This is a genomic window from Sphingobacterium sp. GQ94 (genome assembly GCF_059758715.1).
The window spans coordinates 37,061-59,037 of sequence record NZ_JCAXEC010000018.1; the positions used below are offsets into that span (position 1 = coordinate 37,061).

The following is a 21,977-nucleotide window of genomic DNA, read 5'->3' on the forward strand; positions in this document are numbered from 1 at the left end:
TTTTAGTACTTACCCATCCAGTAAGGAATTTGAGTAATGTCTTTGTTAGCATTTAAAATTGAATTATGGATAGGGAATCGATATCCTTTTAAGGAAAATCTATCTTCATTGGCATTGGTTCCACCAATACTCCACTTCAATAAACTCGAAACATTAAACTTAAAATCTGAAGTGTTTTTTCGTTTCCAAATATTACGAACGATATCGAAATAGGCATGTCCTTCCCCAATTAATTCTCGTTGTCTTTCGTTTAAAATCTCGGTAAGCAATTCTGTTCCAACTAAATTTGGATTAATTTCGCTTGCTGAAGAACGCTTTCTAATAACATTTACCAAATTTTTAGCTTCGAGATCTCTGTTTAAGTAATTTAAAGCTTCAGCTTTTAACAAGATAATATCGGCTAATCGGAATACGATGAGGTTGCTTTCTGCTCGTACATCACTAAAAGTCGCCGCATTTTTATAAACAAAGTTCGCATACTTAGTAAGTGATATTCGATCCACATTTGCCGAATTGTCATCTGTAACTGGCCCCGTATCAAATTTTGAATAGAAATCAACTCTTCTTTGATCATTAACATCCGTATATAGGTTATTAAATCGACTACCATCAATAAAGTATAGAGGAAGAGAATTAGGAAAGCCAACATACTGTAAATTGCTTAAGGTAATAAACATGATGCTATTTGTAAACGGATTTCCAGTGTCTGCGGAAGATTCATTTTCAGCATCCTTAGTTGTCAATACAAAAATGTTCTCTTTTGCAGTCGCATCTTTAAATAGATCTTTTACAGAACCACCGGGTTGAAGAGAAAATAAGCTTGATTGACTAATTACCGAATCTGCATATAAAACAGTTTGTGCATAATCATTTTGAAATGCATTTGCATGAGCTAATAAAGCTAAAGCAGCCCCTTTATTTCCTTTTCTTCTTCCTGATTGATTTACCGTTTCCCAGTCCATTAGAGATGATGCTTTTTGAGCGTCACTAATGACCAGTTCTAGGATTTTTTCACTCGGTGTTGTTGTCTTATATTCCGCATCATCTGCTGTCTCTGTCGGCTCGGTTTGCAAAGGCAAATCCCCCCAAACTCTCGTCATATAGAAATAACTTAGCGCGCGCATATAATATCCTTGACCCAATAGGTAGTTTTTCTGACCATCAGCAAACTGACTATCCGGAATTTCCGGCGTCTTCTCAATAATCAAATTGGCAAGATCAATAATTCTATACCAGTTTGTCCAGTTGGAAACTCCTTCTTCACGATATGGTGTAGTAAAATTCCCGTTGTAAATCCCATTGTGATTTGAGTTGTTATTGGTAATCAATTTACCGATAGGCATATCGCCCCAAATGAAAAATGCCTGGTTGTTGGTCATCGCCTTTCTAAACAAAGCATAAGTACCATTTACTGCACCCTCAACATCGGACTGGTTCTTCCAATAAACATTGCTATATGTATCGTTCTTCAATACATTCGCCAAATCTTTTTCACAAGAAGTTTGTGTCAAGCTAGTACTTGCTAACAAACAGATTCCTGTTATATATTTAATAAATATTTTTCCTTTCATATTGAAACTATTAAAAATCAAACTGAATACCTAAAGTAAATTTCTTTGGCAATGGATACCCATCTGCCATATCATACCCTTGACTGTCTACTCGTTCTGCATCAATGCCCGAAAACTTTTGGAACATCAAGACATTGTCCATAGTAGCATACAATCTCATGGTATTTAGTTTTGCTCTACTCATCCAACCATGTTTGGCAGGATCAAAACGGTAAGTTAAATTGATGTTCTTAATCCTTACATACCATCCAGGTTCCATAAACATTGATTGTCCTGTTCTCCAGGTATATAACGCCAAGTAAGGATTAAATGCCGGATATTGAGCATTGTCTCCCTCCTGTTTCCAGTAGCTGTATTGTTCCATATCCCCAATTGATCTTCTTGCCAGATCAAATGGATTTGCATAGAAGAAACTATTAGACATCCGCTGAGCGAATGATTGATTCATTATATCTCTACCTAAAGTAAATGTTGTCAATATTTGAAGGGAAAAATCTTTGTAAGAGAACAGGTTGGTGAAACCGCCCACAACTTTGGGGTTAGGGTCTCCAAAGAATGTTCTATCGTCTTCACCAATTGCATCAGAAATTTTATAATCTCCATTTACATCCACCCAATTGGCATAGCCTGGCTTTAATACCCCCCATTTTGTACTTCCAACTTGTCCCGTATATGGATTGACAATAATATCATTACCTGAGCTAATTGCACCATCAACTAAAAAACCATAATACATATTCAATGGTTTACCAACCACATACACCGCACGATCATAATAGATATCTCTATTATTATTCGGCAAAGCGGTAACCATGTTTTTATTGAATGCTAAATTTAGGGAAGGTGTCCACTGAAACTCACTTTCATTTGGAAGGACTCGGCCACCAACATTTAGTTCAATTCCTGAATTTCGAACTGATGCAGCATTTGTAAATGTACTTAGATATCCTGTGTATTCCGGGATAGTAATGCTTAACATTTGACCAGAAGTCTCACGGGTATATGCATCAATATTGAAGAACAATCGATTACTGAATAATGCGCCATCTAAACCAAGGTTCCAGGTTTCTGTCTCTTGCCATGTAATATTATCATTTGTGATACCTGCATAATTTGGAATAACCGAAGTTTGACCTCCATATGTGTTGGAATTTCCTGACCCAGTATAAGTGCCATCTCCAGGGATATAAGCATTATAACGATCATTATCACCAATCGAAGACTCATCACCAGTTTTACCCCAACTTGCTCTTAACTTCAATTCGTTCATCCAGGTCAAATCGTTTGTGAATGACTCATTCGAGATGATCCATCCGATAGCCAATGATGGGAAATCACCCCATTTATTATTCTTCCCAAATCTTGATGAGGCATCCTTTCTCCAAACCGCATCTAGTAAGTATCTACTATCATAATCATAATGGAAGGCTCCTAAAAACGATAGTTTTGAATAGGATGATAAATCAGAATAACCATTTAGGTTACCACTTTTAATCCCTTTAATTACCTGGATATTGTCATTCGGAATGCCACTTCCTAATAAGAACAAAGCCTGATTGGTTCTGGTCTCAAACTCTTGGATAAAATTGGCAGTAAAATTATGAACATCAGAAAAAGTCTTTGTCCATAATAAATTGTTGGTCAATAAGTATTTTCTAAATTGTGTATAGGTCGATTTACCCGCTGCCAAACCATCGCTATTCATATAGGTTGGAGAGAAGAAATCATTTTTTGCGGTAGAATAATTAATGATACTTCTAGTACTTAGCCTAAAGTCATTTAGGAAAGTATAACGTAATTCACCAACTCCGCTTAAATCAAAATTAATGTTATCATTTCGCTGATGGTTGTAGGGGTTTATCAAACCATCCAAATCCATGCCCTCTAGTCGATAAAGGGATGAGTACATATTGATAGGATTAACGGCAAATACATTTCGATAAGAATTATTTCTCACAAAATCAGTAGTTCCTCTTCCTTCCTTCCTATTTGCAGAGGATACTTTAAGGTTCGTCAATAATTCTAATGATTTTGAAAAGTTAAAATTTACATTACTGGTAAATGAATAACGCTTAAAACCAGTATTGATCACGATACCCTTCTCGTTATACAAACCACCACTAATTCTATAATTCAAGTGTTCAGTACCTCCAGAAACAGAAAGATCATAGTTCTGAACGCCACCATTTTGAAAAAATAATTCCTGATAATCCGTGTTATTATTAAAAGCCGGGTTCAAACTATCCGTTAGCATAATTGGAATATTACTTTGTTGAGACAAAGTCCCATAACGATATAATAAATCCAGCTTTTGATTTCTTTCTGCCACACCCAACAAGGTGTTTAATTTTTCTGGTCGAGCGACTATCCCTTGATAAGTATTCACACTGATCCGAGGTTTCCCAATTCGGCCTCTTTTGGTTTTAACCAAGATGACTCCATTATTCGCTCTGGCTCCATATAATGCAGCAGCAGACGCATCTTTCAAAACGTCTACAGATTCAATATCATTAGGATTTAAAGAGGATAAAAAATTAGTTCCTGTTACATTGAATGCTCTTAATTCATCATCTGCAATTGGAACCCCATCAATAACATACAATGGGTTACTGGTTAAATTATCAGCATCGAACGCGTCATTTGACCTTGGAATATTTGCATTTCCACGAATTACTAAGGACGTTTTTACACCTGGCATACCGGTAAAATTCTGGACATTTACGCCCGGTAATTTACCCTGTAATAGCACATCAATACTTGCTGCAGGTAAATTTTCGATGTCTTTAGCTGTTATACTTGAGATTGAACCTGTAGTTTTCCGACGGTCAATCGTGGTATAACCCGTAACAATAGTTTCTTCCAAGGCGTTCGATGATTCGGTCATTACAACATTAATGACACTTCGGTTTTCCACCGGCACTTCTGAACGTTGAAAACCTATCAGATCGAATAACAGAATATCAGTTCCATCAACACTCACTTCATAAGTACCATCAGTTTTTGTTGCTCCAATGGCCTTATTGGTTTTCTTCAACCTAATTGTAACGCCGGGCAGTGGTCTACTATCGCCGGAAACAACACCAGAAACTTTTTGTTGTGCCGTTGCAGAAACGCTGCAACAGAGTAGGATCAAAAGGAATAAGACAACTTCCTTGAACCTCAATAATAATCTGTGTAAGATTAGATTCATAAAAAAGGGTTAATTAAATTTCTATTTGGTTTTATTATTAAGGCTAAAATGAGATAGTATTATTTTAATTCCAAATCACCAATATGTTATATTTAAATACACCTTATTTCGCAATCGATTGTTTCAGAGAAAAACAAATAGGGCAATCGATTGCCCTATTTTTACTGTTTGTAACAAGTACCTTTTTATTTAATGTTATGCAATTGATTTGCTCCGCAACTTAATGAATCTAAAAGAAACAGACGATTTCATGTTCTCGGGCGAACGCTATCTTTGAAAACCTAAGGATTATCCGGATAGTGCCCATTTTACTGGATTTTGGACTACACCGGCCTCATCTGTCTTGGACAAAGATTTGCTAGAACCCAATAAAAAAGAATCAGCCCCACTTTTAATTACATTTGGAAGCATGACTTTTGAAACCAAAATCGATTTGTCGAAAGCAATTCTGAAAATGTCAAAAGAGTTAAAACTAAGGATAATCATTGTAAAGGTTGGAGATTTTAAGACACAGAAAAATTGATGGACAATCTGGATATTAAAGTGATTGAATCTGCTCCCTATGATAAATTATTTCCAAACCTGAAAGCCGTATCCATCCCCTTTAGAGACCAGTATTTTTGGGGGAATATTAGATTCAAAAAAAAAATCACAAAAGAGCCTGGAGTAACCAAGGCGGTTGAATTAATCAAGCTGAATAAGCGGTAAATGAACCAATTGGCCAATCATGTAGCATAGAAATAATCTAGCGTTGGTTTAACAAGGCTAGATTATTAAAGTTATTCTGCAGATATTCAGTTTCCTGAAGGTATGTTCATTTTATGCCTGTACTTTTTTATTATTTGCGGCACTTAAAAATAAATAACCAAGAATCCCGGCAACAATAGAGCTGATTAAAATTGACAACTTGGCTTCATTGATTTGTTGCACATCATTAAAAGATAGAATGGCTATAAAAATGGACATCGTAAATCCAATTCCAGCTAATAATCCAACCCCTATGACGTGTCTATAAGATGATCCTTCTGGCAGACTGCTGACTTTTAGTTTATTACAAATAAATGCAGTTAAAAATATACCTATTGGTTTTCCTGCTATGAGGCCTAAACTAATTCCTAGGCCTAATGGTGCCGTTAACCCGTTAACCATTTCGGCTTCCAATGTAATGTTGGTATTGGCAAAGGCGAACAAAGGAATAATTAGAAAATTAACCGGTTTAACCAATGCATGTTCTAAGCGTTCTAGGGGAGATTCAACAGAAGTGTCATTAGTAGGAATAGTCATTGCTACTAAAACACCTGCAATTGTTGCGTGAATTCCTGAATGATGTACAAAATACCAAATGAATGCACCAGGCAAAAGGTAGAGGTATGGATTTTGTATGTTTAATCTGTTCATGATGAATAGAACAACCATCCCGATTCCTGCATAGAGTAAATACCCCATTTCGATTCCTGAGGAATAAAAGAAGGCAATAACCAGGATTGCAATTAAGTCATCAACAATAGCTAAGGCTGCTAGAAATATTTTTAAACTGGCTGGGATTCGGTCTCCCAGAAGCCCAATGACGGCTAATGCGAACGCTATATCGGTCGCCATAGGAATTCCCCAGCCATCGGCTGTTTGTTGACCAGCATTCAGACTTAGGTAAATTAGAGCGGGTATAACAGCTCCTCCAATTGCACACAAAATGGGGAGTGATGCCTTTTTAGGAGAAGAAAGCTCTCCTTCGACTATTTCTCTTTTGATTTCCAAACCAACTAACAGGAAAAATATGGCCATCAATCCATCGTTTACCCAAAGAAGTAAACTGTATTTAAGATGAACTGATTCTGATTCATAGCCAAATTCGAAGTCTAATAGGGATTGTAAGCTGGTACTTAGCGGTGTGTTGGCTATTATCATCGCTAAAATCACGCAAATAAACAGAAGTACACCTCCTGCATTGCTTGATTTAAAAAAATTCCTGAAGACTGTTAAATTGATTAATTGGTTCATGATACTTCTTTTTAATTATTTTAATCAACATTCCCCGGTCAAGAAGTTGATTGTTCACGCAACAAAATTCTATTTGTGTCGCGGAGGATTCCCGCAAAATAGGGAAATCTCTGCTTATTCACTGAAAATAGTGTATAGATTATATTTATAATTATCTGAAATGATATGTCAATAACATTAATTCTCTAGCCATACAAAAGACTAGCATATTTCTAAAATTGAACACAAAAGCTATAAGATGTTGGAAGTCTATATTTTTTTTTAGCTTTATGCCATATTTTTGCAAGCGTGATCAAAAGACGATTTTTTAATCCAGCACAATTATTTATATCCAGTTTCCTAGGACTCATCCTGCTGGGGACACTTTTACTTTCTCTTCCTTTTGCTTTAAAGCAACCTTTGCCTCTAATTGATGCCCTATTTACAGCAACCAGTGCTGTATGTGTAACCGGGCTTGTGGTTGTTGACACTGCGAGCCACTTTACGATTTGGGGTCAGGTTTTCATCATGTTGTTGATTCAAGCCGGAGGAATTGGTATTTTGTCATTTGCGGGATTATTCACATACTTCCTAAAAGGGGGCAGTAGCTATGAGAATCAGCTGGCTATTCGAGATTTCTCGAATACTAATCGATTGGGAGAAGTGTTTGTGTTACTCAAACGCACTATTTTGATTACTTTTGGGATTGAACTAGTAGGTGCCATTGCTATTTATTTGAGTCTGGGAGACGCACTTGCTGAGGCAACTTTTAGTGAACGTGTTTTTTTCTCCTTGTTCCATTCCATTTCTTCTTTTTGCAATGCCGGGTTTTCGCTACTTCCTAAAGGGTTAATGGATGAGAGCGTTCTGTTCAATTATAGTTTTCAGTTTATTGTCGCCTCAATTTATATTTTCGGTGGTTTAGGTTTTCCCATTGTGATCAATGTGCTTAAATATATGAAACACCTAAAAAACAGGTTATTTAAAAAATGGACATCAAGAGAGAACTTTTACCGACCGTGGGTGGTCACGATAAATAGCAAAATTAATTTAATTACCACTGGAATCATTTCCGTGCTTGCCACACTAATTCTATATGTCAATGAATATGATCATGTTTTTAGTGAGCATAGGGGAATTGGAAAATGGGTTATTGCTTTTGCGACAGCAACCACACCGCGAACGGCTGGCTACAATAGCATTGATTTCGCTCAGCTCCACTTTTCTAGTATTTTATTCGTGATGTTGCTAATGTGGATTGGTGCATCACCCAATTCTACAGGTGGAGGGATTAAAACAAGCACTTTTGCTGTGGCCGTTCTGAATGCCTTCAGTCTAGCAAGAGGAAAGGATCGGACAGAAATCTTTCGAAGAGAAATTGCGATGATTTCTATTCAAAGAGCTTTTGCGACCATGTTTCTCTCATTGATTGTCATTGGATTAGCTGTTTTTTCCATATCTTTCTTTGAACCGGAGCGGTCTTTGCTCGATATTTCATTTGAATGTTTTTCAGCCTATAGTACAGTGGGCTTGTCCCTGGGGGTTACAGGGAATCTAGTCATCGGAAGTAAAATAGTCTTGATTATTGTGATGTTCATTGGCCGGGTAACGATGCTCTCTGTATTGATAGCCTTTGTGAAGAAAGTTCGTTATATACATTATAAATATGCTCCAGAGGAGCTTACCATAAATTAATTACATGAAATTTATCATTATAGGACTAGGCAATTTTGGTGCTTCATTAGCTGAAAAACTTACCCTTCAAGGTAATGAAGTCATTGGAGTGGATATGCTTTTGGAAAAAGTAACAGCAATGAAGGAAAAAATCACGCATACCATTTGTTTAGATGCAACTGATGAAACAGCCTTCCAATCTTTACCTCTAAAAAACACCGATATGGTTGTCGTTGCTATCGGGGAGGATGAAGGTGCAAACATTATGGTCAGTGCACTTTGTAAAGAAGCAAACGTGAAGCGTTTGATTAGTCGGGCCGTAAACAGACTTCATGAAAAGGTGCTAGGGGCCCTAGGAGTTTCAGAAATAGCACATCCCGAGGAGGAGTCTGCTGAGCGTTGGTCCAAACGTCTATGCATGACCGGCCTGGTGGATTCATTTGAGCTAAATAGCAATTATTCTATCGTTGAGGTCGTGGTACCTCAAAAGTATATAGGAAAAACTATTCTGGAAATTCGTTTTCGCGAGAAATACGAATTACTTGTTCTGACTATATTAAAAAGTACAGAAAAGCAAACCTTGTTTGGGAAAAGTGTAGTCACGACCGTGCTTCATGGGGTACCTCGTCCTGACACAAAACTTGAAGAGGGTGATATCTTGGTGATTTATGGTTACAATGATCACATCAAATCGTTTTTATAGGATCGTTTTAAGTTAAAAAATTGATAAAGTAAACCTTTTATGGTTGGAAATAGTCTTATATAAGCCTTAGTTCTTAACCTGGGTTGATGAATCGTATAATTGGAAACCAGGCCTTTTATTCGATTAGTCCGATTGCACAAAAATGAATAGTAAGCTTATGAGGCACCTGATGCGAAACGCTTTTTCTATGATTTTATCTTTGATTGTATACCATTCCTCATCCGCCCAAATTACCCTTGTGGATAAAGGAAATACAGCATATCTGATTCTATTGGCTGAAATGCCTTCAACCTTAGAGGTACAGGCAGCAACTGTCCTTCAAGAGTATATTCATCGGGTAACTGGTTGCAAAATACCCATCATGAATGAAACACCCGGATCCTCCAATGATGCGAAACAGTTTAATCAGGTGATCAGTGTTGGAGGTACCAACTTGGCAAATAAATATCCGATAGATTTACCTCCTGAGAGTTTTTCAATTGAACAGCACCAGCAAATATTGGTCTTCCAAGGAGCCGCTAAAGGTATTCTGTATGCCGCCTATAGTTTTGTTGAAGATATATTGGGGTGCCGTAAATGGTATGCAAATGAACCTGTAGTTTGTGTTCAACAACAAAAAATAGTAATTCCTAAGTCCTATACTCGAAAAGAGAATCCGGCATTTGCTTACCGGGAAGTTTACAGTCCTGTCGAAAGGGATCAGGAGTATGTGGATTGGCATAGACTGCACCTGTTGGATGAACTTTGGGGGGTATGGGGACATAGCTTTGATAAGTTGGTTCCTGCGACTATTTATTTTAATAACCATCCTGAATATTTTTCGTTTTTTAACGGTGCAAGACATTCCAATCAGCTTTGTTTAAGTAACCCAAAAGTGTTAGAAATTGCTGTTAAATCCATTGCGCATGAAATACACAATCATCCCCAGGCCACCTTCTGGTCAATTAGTCCAAATGATGACCCTGTTTACTGTGAATGTGATGCGTGCAAAAAAATGGACGAGCAACAAGGCGGACCTCAAGGTTCATTGATTCATTTTGTGAATCAGCTTGCTTCACGTTTCCCCGATAAGCAGTTTACCACGCTTGCCTATGGAACTACCGCAAAACCGACCCAAAGCTTAAAACCTGTAGAGAACCTTACCGTTTTTTTAAGCAATATTGATGCTGATCGAACCTTTTCAATCCCATCCGAGAGAAGTGCAAGTGCATTCAGATCGCAACTACTGGGATGGCTTAAGCAAACTAAAAAAGTTTTTATATGGGATTATTATACCCAGTTTACAAATTATTTAGCCCCTTTCCCTAATCTGTATACGATCAAGGAAAATATGCAATATTACAGGAAACATAAGGTATTGGGGATATTTACCCAGTCAAGTGGCTCTTCTTATTCAGAAATGGCCGAATTAAAATCCTATCTTTTAGCTAAATTACTATGGAATCCGGATCTGGATGTTGATTCCATCGAGTCTGAATTCCTTAAAGGCTACTATGGGAAAGCGTCAGTCCCTGTAAAGGACTATCTGATGGCGTTGCATCGGGCCAGTAGGCAAGAATCCTTAGCTATTTATGGAAATCCAATTCATCATCAGACGGGATATTTGTCCTTAGAAAATATGGACCTATACAGCACGCTTATGGATCAGGCAGAAAGGGCTGTGGAAGGAGACGAATTGTTTGAGCAAAGGATTACAAGGTTAAGATTAAGCCACGAATATGTTTATCTTCAACAGGCAAAATTCTATGGCATTGAACCCCATGGGATATTCCAACTAAATGCTCTTGGTCAATGGGCTGTCAATCCTCGTTTGATCGGTAAAGTAGCCAATTTTACCAAAAATGCTATCCATAATGATGTAACGGAAATTTCAGAAGCTGGATTGAGTCCTCAGGAGTACCAAAAAGAATGGGATGAAATCCTTGAATCAAAAGTTAGAAATAATCTAGCCACTCATGCGGTTATATTTGATACCAAATATGACTTTGAATCCTCTTTTGGAGGAAAAGGATGGAAAACACTGGTGGATGGTAATCCCGGTTACAACGATTTTAGTTATAATTGGTTGTGTTTCTATGGAAAACCTATGGAATTATCTTTAGATTTACTGCAGCAGAAGACTGTTAATAAAGTATCTTTAAATTTCTTGGTCGACCCAAGACATTGGATATTTGCACCAAAAAATGTGACGGTTTGGGTGTCTAAAGATGGCGCTAAATTTCACAAGATAGGGGCTAAAAATTTTACCAATCATCAATTAGAGGACTATCAGATTAGCAGAGCAAGTTTATCTTTTAAGAATACGATTCGAGGGATACGTTATATAAAGTTAACCGCTCAATCACTTCAGGAATTACCAAAATTTCGGTTCCATAAGACAAAAAAACCAATGATGGCTTGTGATGAAATTTGGGTTGAGTAAAATCATCTAAAAATATACAGGATTCTATGGATTTGGAAAATCTAGAAAAAAGTGAATTAATAGCATATATTGCTGCACTGGAGAAGAAAAACGAAGATTTAAAGCGAGCTAATTCAAATAATAAAACTTGGCTTGCATTAGTAGTGCATGATTTTAGAGGTTTTTTTGGTAACCTAGTTTGGATGGAATCTCTATATAGGAGTGGGGACCTGAATTTGGACTTATTAAGGGAGCTATTTCCAGAATTAACAACCATTGCCAATAAGAATTTGAGGATATTGGATGATACCTTTTCAAGGGTAAGGTTTGAGCAGCAGAATATCCTTATAGATCGAGAACATATCAATGTCATGGAAGTTCTGCAAGAGATTGACGAATTTTTTTTCGTGGAAATAAAACAAAAAAAGTTGAAACTTTCTATGGAGAGTGCCAAGGGATTTTTTGTTTTCAGCAATCGTTTAATACTCAAGAGCATTTTAATTAAAATCCTGCACAATGCCATTAAGTTTTCATTTCCAGAGCAACAGATTTTGGTTGAAATTGAAAAAAAAGAACAGTGCCACCAAATCATCATCCGTGATTTTGGGACTGGTATTGCGGAGAACACACTTGGTAAATTATTTACCTTAGATAGCTCACCTACACCAGGCACAGCAGGTGAAATGGGATCAGGTCTTGGTTTGGTTTTGGTCAATGAGGCCTTAATTTTATTAGGAGGAACTATTAAAATACAATCTGAATTAGAGAAAGGTACCCAGGTTTATATCACTATATAATACATCGCATGGAAATAACGAAAGTACTCATCGCGGATGATCATAAAATTATACATTTAGGCTTAACAGCAATTCTAAGGAAGCTCAGACCGAACGCGGCCTTTGAATATGCGATGGATTTTGCGTCTGTATTGAGATTGATCAATGAGCATTCCTTTGACCTCCTGGTTATGGATGTCAACATGCCTTCTGGTAACTTTCAAACTACCTTGGAGTTTGTGAAAAGAATACAACCTACTGTGAAAGTAATGGTATTCTCTTCTGCCGATGAAGCCCTTTTTGCTCCGCGTTTAATTCGACAGGGTGCGGATGGATTTTTGAATAAATTGTCTGATGAACAAGAAATTGAAAAGGGGCTGCAAAGTATCTTAAATACAGGTTCATACCTTAGCTCTGAACTCAAGGATACCTTGGTTCGCAATGTTTTGAATAAAGAAAATTCGTTTGAAAATCCATTGAAAGTGCTAACTGACAGGGAACTGGAAATTGCTGCTTTATTGATCCAAGGCGACTCTTTAAAATTTATTAGTAAGAAACTGTTTATCCATATTTCTACCATAAGTACCCATAAGACCCGGATATTCAAAAAATTAGCTATCAGCTCGATTCCTGAGCTCATAGAGATATTTAAAATTTATCACTCTTCCTGATAATTACCTATCGTATTTTTACTACAAGAATATCCGAATAGTACTACTGCAGTTCCTCTTTTTAGGAAATATCTTTGTGATACTGACGGCTCTAAAAAGAAATTTTTAGAGACTAAGGGCCAAAGTAATTATTAAAGATATGAAACATATATTGGTTGTAGAGGATGACCAAATGTTGTTGAAAACGATTTCAGCAATATTAGAGAGTCGTGGGTACAAAGTATCCCAAGCAAAAAATGGGAAGGAAGCTTTGGGAAGGATTGCAGATACAACTTTTGATCTCGTATTAACGGACATTATGTTGCCCTATTCCAATGGGTTGGAAATAATTTCTAAATTAAACGATCAGCAGCATAAAACCCCGACAATTATTATTTCTTCTGCTCATGCAGAGGAATCTATTCAAGATGGATTTGCAATGGGCGTAGATGATTACATCCGTAAGCCATTCACTCCCTCAGAACTCATATTAAGAATTTCCAGATTAATTTAATACGAGATGTCTTTGAATCAGCTATCCCATTTTCCGCTGTTTATTCAGGCGGTTCTGCTTGTAATTTTGCTTGTTTTGCTGGCCTTGCTTATCACCTACATCAATATAGGTCTGTTGCGGTTTCGTAAGTATAGGCTCTCTAAATTGAATGATCGGTATGGTCATTTATTTCAAAACCTGTTGATTCAACAGGTCATTATCGATGAAAATAAAAGCCATCAACATTTCAGCAAGACAATTGAGGAACTTAAAAAGTTCAATTTAAGAAACAATGGAATCAGACGAGTGTTAATCCAACAAATTTATCACCTGAGCGCTCAGCTTTCAGGTAAAACTAAACACACTCTTCATCAGATCTATTTGGAATTGGGACTCCAAGAGCTGGCCATAGTTCGTTTGGGTAGTCCTGATTCACAAGCTATAGTGATGTCGATTAAGGAATTAATGGAGATGAGGATTTATGATGCTCGTTTGAATACTGAGGATTTTCTCCTACATAATAATCCATATGTCAGAGAAATTACACGTCGGTATTTAGTTTCTTTAAAAGATAGTGGAATTTCTCAGGTCTTCGGTAGTTTAAAGGAGCCAATGAGTGGAATGGAGCAGCTTGAACTTTTCAAGGTCATTACCAGTAAGGAGTATAATGAAATCCCCGATTTTAGCCAATGGATTCGAATTGAAAATGAACTAAGCTTAGTCTCATTATGCATCAAGTTAAGTGTTTACTTTCAACAATTTTCAGCCGTTCAATCGATTGAAAAATTAGTATTAGAATCGCCTTACGAGCTACTTAAGGATTGTATTTCTGCTTTAGGGAAATTTATGCAAGTTCATTCCGAGGAAATTCTGGTGCATATATACGACGAGCAGATCCTTGAGATTAAAATTGAGATTTTAAAGGCCATTGGAAAAATCGGAAGTGGTGGATCTTTGAGTTTTCTGAGATTTATTTTTGACCATGAACCCATCATGGAATTGAAAAAATATGCTGCGAAGGCCATTATTAATCATCAAAATCTAGGGGCTTCTTTGTTGGAGAATTTATATCAGAAATCCAGCCAACAAGATAGAATTATTTTAAACCATGCTGCAAGCAGCTATATTCAATATTAATGAGCACATCTACTTTTTTCAGCCATTTGGGTACATTTTATGAAAATGCAGTTTTTACATACTGCGTGGTATTGTTTGTGCTTTATTTTTTGATGGTCCTATTGTCTAGACTGGTTATCTCGAAAAACAGATTTTTAACTCATTTCAGGAACGGAAATACGGTTTTGTCTTCTCCAATTGCTCCAGGAATATCGGTTATCGCTCCAGCATTTAATGAATCTGTGACGATTATCCCAAGCGTGAGATCGTTGTTGACCCTGAATTATCCGCTCTTTGAGGTTATTATTGTCAACGATGGTAGCACCGACGATACCTTGTCTGTTTTGATTGAGGAGTTTAGTTTGCAAAAAGTTGATTTCGCATACAATGCTATTCTCAAAACTCAACCGGTTCGGGGAGTGTATAAATCGACCCACAAAGCATATAACAGGTTAATTATCGTCGATAAAGTGAATGGTAAATGTAAAGCAGATGCTTCAAATGCCGGTTTAAATGTGGCTCATTTTCCGTATTTCCTAAACACTGATGTGGATTGTATTTTGGATAATCATACACTATTAAAACTGATTAATCCAATTTTGGAAGAAAAGATTCCGGTGATAGCGGTTGGTGCTGGACTGCGGATTGCGAATTCTTGTGAGATTGACGCAGGAATGATAAACTTGGTGAAGACACCAAAAAGTTTCCTGCCTCGTTTTCAGGAATTAGAATATATCCGATCCTTTACCTTAGGGAAATTGGGATGGTCTTACATCAATGCTGTTCCCAATGTTTCTGGCGGCTTGGGACTTTTTAATAAAGATGTCGCGATTAATTCAGGAGGATATGACTCAAATTCATTTGCCGAGGATATGGACCTGGTTGTTAGAATGGTGAAATACAGTCTTGAAAATCAGAAAGAATATGCTGTGCGCTATATTCCCCAGACCTTATGCTGGACAGAAGGTCCAACTGGAATTGATGTGTTCGTTCGCCAGAGAGTAAGATGGGCTAGAGGATTATGGCAAATCTTTTCTACCCATTTAAAAGTTCTTTTTAATCCTGAATATAAACGTTTGGGTCTGGTGGTTTTTCCTTATAATTTTTTGTTCGAACTCGCTGCTCCACTGATTGAAACCCTGGGGATCGCCTATTATATTTATATTATCCTGATGGGCTATGTGAACTGGCCGACGGCTATTATTCTTTTGCTGTTTGTCTATACCTCAATGGTGCTTGTCAGCATTGTCTCTGTGCTGTGGGATCAGTTGGTTTTCAGGCAATACAAGACTTTTTCTGAGGTATTGGGATTGACCTTGATGGCTTTTATTGAGCCTATCTTCTATCACCCTATCATTCTTTTTAGTTCGCTCAAAGGGTATTGTTATCAGGTTTTTGGAAAAAAGCATACCTGGGGAAATATGAAACGCAAAGGCTTTAACACCGCCCAGACCACCACAAATTAATGTTATTTTAAAATGAATCAATTTAGAAATAGAACGAAAATAGGTATATTTATCTTATGTTTTCTTGCTCAAGTTAACTTCACGCTCATGGCTCAACAGGATTCAATTCGGTTAAAAGACACGTTGAAAAATCACATTGGGCTTACACGATTGCAAAGTTTTTACGACAATCAAAAGCCGCAAACATCTATTACTTCTCTGGAATATAGTCGAACCCTTGCGAATCGGAGTACGTTAATTGGACGGGTCAATTATTCGGATAGAAGTGACAATAATGGTTTTCAGTTTGAGATGGAATCCTATTGGATGCATAGTCCGGCTTATTATTCCTTTGTTTCAATCGGAGTGGCCGATAAGCAAGTATTTCCATCCTTTAAAGCCGCCTATTCTCTTAACCATAATTTTCACAAGGGTTGGGAAGGCGAAATGGGGTATCGCTATTTACGTTCTGAAAATGTAGATGTACATTCGGCTGTACTAGGTGTTGGTAAATATGTAGGGAATTACTGGTTGAATCTAAAGGGATACTTGATTGATGATGCGGGTAATTGGCAACAGTCCTACCGGTTTACAACTCGGTATTACTTGAATGATCAATTGGATTACCTGACCCTTATATTGGCTACAGGAACATCTCCAGATGATAGGAGTAGGGTATTCCAGGATCTCCAGTTTGATAGTTTCCTTTCCAAGTCTATCGCCTTAGGGTATAAAAAATTGTTTAAGCATAACTACAGCGCTTCCCTTACAGCTGCATGGACAAACCAAAAGATAAGCGATACCAAAAAATTAAATCAATATGATCTCTATTTCTCAGTGTCGAAATATTTTTAATAAACGTATTTATGAAATTAAAATTACCTCATAAAACAGTATACAATATAGCCACCGTAGTCTTCTTAGTTCTGGTCCTTAGTTCCATTTCAATAATTACCTATGTGGCCAATAGAAATTCAGAAGAGCTATCCGATGTGGTGAGCAATTTGTCTAACAATCGCTTTGAAATCGATAGGATTGACGAAGCCATTCAGCTTTTGTATAATGCGGAGAATAACTCAAGACTTTATGTGTTGACCAGAGAAGAAGGGTTATACACCAAATACATGAATCAACTCGGCCAGGTGTCAAATTTGATTACCTCAATTCAAAAAGATGAACAAGGTAGTATTGAGGGGCTTTTGAAAGATAAACAGCTTAAAACTGAGCTCTATATTTCGGCGAAAATTCTTGCTGATTCTTTAATTAAAGACAACAAGAATCGCGAAACCTTACCCGCCACGGTTGCCCGGGTTGAGCCTATTAAGGAAGAACCTGCTGCACCGCAGGATGGTCCTATTAAAATAGTAGAAGAAACCGTTACCCAGCAACGGAGCAAAAAAGGACTTTTCGGAAGAATAAGAGATGCGATCGTCAATCAACCAAAAGAAAAAGAGCACAGAAGTACAACCACCATTAAACAGATCGAAAAAACAACTCAAATTTCCAATAAGCCTCAGCAGGATCTTGAGACATCAAGCATTCGAAATGCTAGCGGTCCTGCGCTATCAAAGTTAACCAAGAAAGAGAAGGATTTACTGATTGCCAATCAATTATTATTTAATGAATTGAAAAGCCTATTGGTGGATTTGAAGAATCAAGAAGTTCAAATTAAGAATCAGCGCCAAGCAAAATTGGGGGATGACGCGGCCTCTTTGGTGATTGATTTGAAAGCTAATAATCAAAATGTTTTGATTTTCAGTTTGTTATTAACGATTGTCATACTAAGTGTCTTGGTGTTGTTATATCGTAACATGAAGGCCTTGCAAGCAGAAAAGTACAAAGCGGAAGAATACGCCAAATATAAATCAGATTTTATTGCCACCTTAAGTCATGAGATCAGAACGCCACTGCATTCGATTCATGCTTTTACAGATGAATTGTCCAAAAATAATGCAAAAGAGGGGGAATCCGAGGTAATTGATGCGATAAAACTTTCTTCCAATATGTTAATCTCCATTGTCAACAATATTCTGGATTTTACAAAAATGGAAAATGGAAAATTCAAACTGAATCACTTGCCATTTATTCCTTCTGGGATTATTCAGGAAGTGATTTTAGGGTTTACTATCCAAGCCAAACGCAAAGGTTTGATCTTGACATGCCAGCTGGATCCGTCATTGGATGTGAAGTTGTATGGAGATTCATTTCAACTCAGACAATTGCTCATAAACCTCATAAACAACTCCCTTAAATTTACAGAGAAGGGATCTATCCATGTTCATGCAAATTTTCTCAGGATTGATGATTTCTCGGGTAAACTTATGCTAATGATTGAAGATACAGGGATTGGCATTGCGGAATACCAATTGCCAACTATTTTTGATCAATACAATTCCCAGAACAAGCACTCTGAGATAGAACAGGGTAGTACAGGCCTGGGGTTAAGTATTGTGAAGAAAATAGTCGATTACCAAAAAGGAAACATTCATGTGAGTTCTCAGCTTGGTGGTGGTACTACTTTTAAGGTGGAGATTCCCTACGATATTTTTTTAGAAAACACGTCCAACTCAGAAAATAGGAAGATTAATCAGCAGGCTCATAAATTGTTAATCGTAGAGAATGACGCACTGAACTTAAAAATAATGAAATTACTTTTTGTAAATGAGAATTGGGTAGTCTCCCAGGCCCAAAATGGGACTGATGCCCTTGAAATTTTCATGAAACATAATTTTGATATATTAATTACGGATATCTCGATGCCTGGCTTAAACGGTTTCGAACTTGCGCAGAGGATTCGAGAATTAAAAAACCTAAAGAAGGCCTCGATTCCAATTATTGTATTGTCTGGTTATGACAAACCTACTCCGACAGAACGTCCTGAGGTAGCATGTATTGATGCTTGGTTGGTTAAACCATTTGTTCCAGAAGAATTGCTGAGACTCGTAGAGGAACTTTGTGAACGATCGTAAACGGTTTCAATAATTTTTTCCCTTACAGGGCATACTTTTTTCAGCTATTTTTAGCCCTAGAAAAGCAAAAAAAAGGGATGGTAAACGTTTATACGCTATTCCTTTTTTGCTCAAAAATTGTTGGAATTGTATCTTCTATTGCCCCAAGAATAGCATAAACACATTCGCTCTCTCAATAAGGATTTCACCATTCACCGTTTTCTATTTCAAGGTGGAGCTAAGGATAATTTTTTCTATGTAACTTTGTGTAATTGGATTTAATTATTTGAATTTAAGAACGATGGAGATGACTAAGAAAGCAACTAAAAAACATGCGTATCTCCCGGTAGCATGGGAATACCGTGAGGTTATCCAAGAACAGATCAAAAAACAAACCAGCGGGAAGATATTCTATTTTGGCCAAGATGATAGCCTTGAGGAAACACAAGGTAAGGCCGTTGAAATAGCCGAAGAAAAGAATGAAGGTGTGTTTCTTGTAATGGACCACGGGCTAAAGATAAGGATTGACCGTATTATCACTCTTTTTGGTAAAATTGGCGCTGCATATGAAGAGTACAACGCGTATGCAAACGCATGTATGGACTGTTCAGGAGGCTATTCAAAGGAAGAACTGGACGATATGTAATTGGATTCTTTGAGATTTCTTGCTATGCGCATCCGATTTTAGAAACTCATTGGTGAGGTTCCCTAGGAAGGTTTTTATTCACTGCAATTGCTTTGAAATTTGCCGGGATTTTTTTAAAGAGGGAAATGTTGATCATTAAAGGATACAATTTTATCCTGCAACCTGGTATTATCTATTTTCAAGGGAAAGTTTCTGGAAATAATTGACCCTGGGGGTGATTGATAATAAGTCGTTTAACTTTTTTGTAAAATCCAGTTTTTTACTTATTTTTAGCGATCATTTGCCAAGATAAATCTTAATAATTTAACATAAACTTAAATTTAACCTAATATTCCATTGACAAATATTCGGTTATTTCGTTGTGAAAGAGATTTCATCAGAAAATAAAAAATGAAGGACAATAACCTGGACTTATCGCAGGAAGATTTCTTGTTGTTCTTGGAAGGAGATCAACGGATTTTTCGGAAAGTATTTGATAGATATTATGCTCCGTTGTATAGGTATGCCCAATCCTTATCCCAAGAATCTCAGGAAACCGAAGATATTGTGCAGCAATGTTTCATTCAACTTTTTAGACACAAAGAGGCTATCAGTGAACCCTCAGGACTATATCCTTATCTTTTTGTGATCGCTAAAAGGTTGGTCATTATGTCTTTTCGCAAACAGGTGCTAGAAACCAGATTCCAAAATGAAACAATTCATACTAGTGAGTCTAGCTCTTTAACGACCGAAAAGCAAATTGATTTTAATGAATTGCAAGAGATGCTCTTGAGATTCATAGATAGTTTACCTCCCCAGCAAAGAAAAATATACCGTCTGAACAAAATTGACGGTTATTCCTATGATGAGATTTCGCTCGTTACAGGCCGCTCGAGAAATACCGTGAAAAACCATCTAATATCAGCGTCGAAAAAAATTAAAAAGCTGATTTCCAGTCAGTATCTAACTTTTCTAATATTTTTTTTCTAACACACTAGTCCATTCTACTGACTTCTTCATGTATAAGGTTAAATAAGAAGAACCATTGGAAAAAACGAGACTAAGTGAATTGATTAAAAAGTTTAAATCGGGAGTAATATCCGATCAGGAACTTCAAATCCTCAAAAAGTACGTCAGTAGTGCTGATGCGGATACTTCTTTGGATGAATATGCTAGAGAGGAATCAGCTAGAACAGAAAATATCCCTGCAGTTAATGAGCACCGTAAAGAGCAGGCTTTCTCTGAAATTTGGGCGAATTTAAATGAAAACACCCCCATTGTTCCAATTAAGCGTAAGACAAGTTGGCTAAAAATAGTATCAGCAAGTGCAGCTGCTGCCGTGATAATTTTCGGTTTTGTTACCCTATATTTTCAGCAGAATCCTGCTGAAAAAACGGATATACTCGCTAGCAAAGATATCCCTATACAACCGGGTAGTGCAAAAGCTAAATTGCTGTTGGATGATGGACGTACACTCGATCTAGAGTCGATTCAGAATGATACCCTCATCAATTTGGAAGGGTATTCTATCCGTAAAGGTAAAAATGGAGATTTGACCTATACGGTAGCGAATCAAAATGCGGTTTCTAAACCCGTTTATAATACAATTATCACCCCCAAAGGAGGAGAGTATAAGTTGAACCTTCCAGATGGAACGGCTATTTGGGTTAATGCTTCCTCTACACTAAGGTATCCATTACGTTTTTCTGATGAAAAACGGGAAGTTGAACTTACCGGAGAGGCTTATTTCGAAGTAGCTAAGGTGAATAGAGAGGGTAAGAGGATTCCGTTCTTTGTGTATACAGATCAACAAACCTTAGAGGTGTTAGGCACAAGTTTTAACATTAATTCCTTCAACAAAAATATAGAAACGACCCTTGTAGAAGGTAAGATCAAGCTTAGTTACTTGAATGGACCTGAAAAAATTCTTGCCCCCAACCAACAAGCCGTTTATCATCCTGGATCAAATAAAATAGAAATTGATCAAATTGATCCTTTCTATTTTACGGCCTGGAAGAATGGAACGTTTGCCTTTGAGCGGAGTCCGATAAAGGAAGTCATGGAAGTACTTTCCAGATGGTACGATGTAGAAGTGTCCTATTATAAAGATGTCAGCAACCTGGAATTTACCGGTACATTATCCAAATATGAACAAATACAAAAGATTCTAAAGGTGATTGAATTAACGGAAGCCGTAAAATTCAAAATTGAAGGAAGGAGGATCAAGGTCATGTAAAGCCATCCACACGGGTAGAGATCTTAAATCTAAAAGAATCAGGAGCGTTGCAGCGCCCCTGATACAAAGAATGATTTCGATTGAAAGTAAGCTATTTAAAAATATTACCAACCGATTTACAAATGTACAAAAAAATAAAAAATTGCTCCTTAAGTGAAGGAGCTTTACATCG

At 37.1% G+C, this 21,977-nt stretch carries 18 protein-coding genes; 14 read left to right on the forward strand and 4 right to left on the reverse strand.

Annotated features, from left to right (window positions below; translation table 11 throughout):
- Positions 1–2 precede the first annotated feature (2 nt).
- From AC6CHH_RS14300 to AC6CHH_RS14310, 3 genes are all read right to left on the reverse strand, one after another.
- A complete protein-coding gene (locus AC6CHH_RS14300) occupies positions 3–1,571 on the reverse strand; it encodes a RagB/SusD family nutrient uptake outer membrane protein (RefSeq protein WP_498284041.1) in 1,569 nt (522 codons plus the stop codon).
- Positions 1,572–1,581: 10 nt separating this feature from the next.
- Entirely contained in the window at positions 1,582–4,761 is a 3,180-nt protein-coding gene (locus AC6CHH_RS14305) for a SusC/RagA family TonB-linked outer membrane protein (protein WP_498284043.1), read from the reverse strand.
- A 288-nt stretch (positions 4,762–5,049) separates the two neighbouring features.
- Positions 5,050–5,247, reverse strand: coding sequence for a hypothetical protein (locus tag AC6CHH_RS14310; RefSeq protein ID WP_498284045.1), 198 nt, complete (start codon positions 5,245–5,247; stop codon positions 5,050–5,052).
- A 36-nt stretch (positions 5,248–5,283) separates the two neighbouring features.
- Here AC6CHH_RS14310 and AC6CHH_RS14315 point away from each other — a divergent pair, with 36 nt between their 5' ends.
- Complete coding sequence (locus AC6CHH_RS14315; RefSeq protein ID WP_498284047.1) at positions 5,284–5,469, forward strand: hypothetical protein; 186 nt, start codon at positions 5,284–5,286, stop codon at positions 5,467–5,469.
- 111 nt (positions 5,470–5,580) lie between these two features.
- Here AC6CHH_RS14315 and nhaA read toward each other — a convergent pair whose 3' ends face one another.
- Entirely contained in the window at positions 5,581–6,759 is a 1,179-nt protein-coding gene (nhaA, locus tag AC6CHH_RS14320; protein ID WP_498284049.1) for a Na+/H+ antiporter NhaA, read from the reverse strand.
- A gap of 288 nt (positions 6,760–7,047) precedes the next feature.
- Between nhaA and AC6CHH_RS14325 the strand changes: the two genes are divergently transcribed.
- The 13 genes from AC6CHH_RS14325 (at position 7,048) to AC6CHH_RS14385 (ending at position 21,805) form a co-directional block, all read left to right on the forward strand.
- Positions 7,048–8,433, forward strand: coding sequence for a TrkH family potassium uptake protein (locus AC6CHH_RS14325; RefSeq protein WP_498284051.1), 1,386 nt, complete (start codon positions 7,048–7,050; stop codon positions 8,431–8,433).
- A gap of 4 nt (positions 8,434–8,437) precedes the next feature.
- Positions 8,438–9,115, forward strand: a complete 678-nt coding sequence (locus AC6CHH_RS14330) for a potassium channel family protein (RefSeq protein ID WP_498284053.1) — start codon at positions 8,438–8,440, stop codon at positions 9,113–9,115.
- Between the two features lie 142 nt (positions 9,116–9,257).
- Positions 9,258–11,537, forward strand: coding sequence for a glycoside hydrolase family 20 protein (locus AC6CHH_RS14335; RefSeq protein WP_498284055.1), 2,280 nt, complete (start codon positions 9,258–9,260; stop codon positions 11,535–11,537).
- Positions 11,538–11,563: 26 nt separating this feature from the next.
- Positions 11,564–12,313 (forward strand): sensor histidine kinase, encoded by a 750-nt coding sequence (locus AC6CHH_RS14340; RefSeq protein WP_498284057.1) that lies wholly within the window; start codon positions 11,564–11,566, stop codon positions 12,311–12,313.
- Between the two features lie 8 nt (positions 12,314–12,321).
- On the forward strand, positions 12,322–12,963 hold the full coding sequence (locus tag AC6CHH_RS14345) for a response regulator (protein WP_498284059.1): 642 nt from the start codon (positions 12,322–12,324) through the stop codon (positions 12,961–12,963).
- A gap of 139 nt (positions 12,964–13,102) precedes the next feature.
- Positions 13,103–13,456 (forward strand): response regulator transcription factor, encoded by a 354-nt coding sequence (locus tag AC6CHH_RS14350; RefSeq protein ID WP_498284061.1) that lies wholly within the window; start codon positions 13,103–13,105, stop codon positions 13,454–13,456.
- A gap of 6 nt (positions 13,457–13,462) precedes the next feature.
- Entirely contained in the window at positions 13,463–14,572 is a 1,110-nt protein-coding gene (locus AC6CHH_RS14355) for a HEAT repeat domain-containing protein (RefSeq protein ID WP_498284063.1), read from the forward strand.
- Complete coding sequence (locus tag AC6CHH_RS14360; RefSeq protein ID WP_498284065.1) at positions 14,572–16,017, forward strand: glycosyltransferase family 2 protein; 1,446 nt, start codon at positions 14,572–14,574, stop codon at positions 16,015–16,017. Before AC6CHH_RS14355 ends, AC6CHH_RS14360 begins: the two co-directional genes overlap by 1 nt.
- A gap of 12 nt (positions 16,018–16,029) precedes the next feature.
- The gene (locus AC6CHH_RS14365) at positions 16,030–16,851 is read left to right on the forward strand and encodes a YaiO family outer membrane beta-barrel protein (RefSeq protein ID WP_498284067.1); all 822 of its coding nucleotides are present in this window, start codon (positions 16,030–16,032) and stop codon (positions 16,849–16,851) included.
- Between the two features lie 11 nt (positions 16,852–16,862).
- Positions 16,863–18,965 carry an ATP-binding response regulator gene (locus tag AC6CHH_RS14370; RefSeq protein ID WP_498284069.1) on the forward strand — a complete coding sequence of 701 codons (2,103 nt, stop codon included), beginning with the start codon at positions 16,863–16,865 and terminating at the stop codon, positions 18,963–18,965.
- A gap of 286 nt (positions 18,966–19,251) precedes the next feature.
- Positions 19,252–19,590, forward strand: coding sequence for a hypothetical protein (locus tag AC6CHH_RS14375; protein ID WP_498284071.1), 339 nt, complete (start codon positions 19,252–19,254; stop codon positions 19,588–19,590).
- 390 nt (positions 19,591–19,980) lie between these two features.
- Positions 19,981–20,559, forward strand: a complete 579-nt coding sequence (locus AC6CHH_RS14380; RefSeq protein ID WP_498284073.1) for an RNA polymerase sigma factor — start codon at positions 19,981–19,983, stop codon at positions 20,557–20,559.
- 55 nt (positions 20,560–20,614) lie between these two features.
- Positions 20,615–21,805, forward strand: a complete 1,191-nt coding sequence (locus AC6CHH_RS14385; protein WP_498284075.1) for a FecR family protein — start codon at positions 20,615–20,617, stop codon at positions 21,803–21,805.
- The last annotated feature ends 172 nt before the right edge of the window (positions 21,806–21,977 follow it).